At 56.2% G+C, this 1,221-nt stretch carries 1 pseudogene; it reads left to right on the top strand.

The window, feature by feature from the left end:
• Window positions 1-36: 36 nt before the first annotated feature.
• Window positions 37-1,068 (top strand): annotated as a pseudogene (locus tag AC1D1X_RS23795) (ribonucleotide-diphosphate reductase subunit beta); the annotation flags it as partial.
• Between the last annotated feature and the right edge of the window lie 153 nt (window positions 1,069-1,221).

The following is a 1,221-nucleotide window of genomic DNA, read 5'->3' as shown; positions in this document are numbered from 1 at the left end:
CCTGTGTAAGCTGCAGCACCTTCTACGTCTGCCGCCGCACCCGCCAAGGCACAACGCGTCAAGGCCTCCGACAAACGCATCATCAATGGCCAGACCGACGTCAACCAGCTGGTGCCGTTCAAATACAAGTGGGCCTGGGAAAAATATCTCGCCACCTGCGCCAACCACTGGATGCCGCAGGAAGTAAATATGACGCGCGACATCGCGCTCTGGAAAGACCCGAACGGCCTGACCGAAGACGAACGCCGTCTGGTCAAGCGCAACCTGGGTTTCTTCGTGACCGCCGACTCGCTGGCTGCCAACAACATCGTGCTGGGCACTTACCGCCATATCACGGCACCCGAATGCCGCCAGTTCCTGCTGCGCCAGGCTTTTGAAGAGGCCATCCACACCCATGCCTACCAGTACATCACTGAATCGCTGGGCCTGGACGAAGCCGAAATCTTCAACGCCTATAACGAAGTGCAATCGATCAAGGACAAGGACCAGTTCCTGATTCCTTTCATTGAAGTGATTTCCGACCCTCACTTCAAGACCGGCACTACCGAAGCTGACCAGACCCTGCTCAAGTCGCTGATCGTGTTTGCCTGCCTGATGGAAGGCCTGTTCTTCTACGTGGGCTTCACGCAGATTCTTGCCCTGGGTCGCCAGAACAAGATGACCGGCGCCGCCGAGCAGTACCAGTACATCCTGCGCGACGAGTCCATGCACTGCAACTTCGGCATCGACCTGATCAACCAGCTCAAGCTGGAAAACCCCCATCTCTGGACCGCAGAGTTCAAGGCCGAGATCAAGGCATTGTTCATGAAAGCCGTCGAACTGGAGTACCGCTACGCCGAAGACACCATGCCGCGCGGCGTGCTCGGCCTCAATGCGTCCATGTTCAAAGGCTACCTCCGCTACATTGCCAATCGCCGTGCCACGCAGATCGGACTTGAAACTCTCTTCCCCAACGAGGAGAATCCGTTCCCATGGATGAGCGAAATGATCGACCTGAAAAAAGAGCGTAACTTCTTTGAAACCCGTGTGATCGAGTACCAGTCCGGTGGTGCCCTTTCCTGGGATTGATTGACCAGAAAAATACGCGAGACAAGCGAACAATGATTTCAAGAATTGCAATGACCAGTGACAGCACCGAAGAGTGCGCGTTGGGCTTTGCTCCTGTGTTCGCGGCGCTGGGACCGGTTTATCCGGGGCCCAACGCCGTGAATCGCTTTACGT

Source organism: Polaromonas sp. P1_G4, from assembly GCF_056405475.1.
Note: the sequence above shows the minus strand (reverse complement) of the source record. Positions and strands in the feature narration are given on the sequence as shown.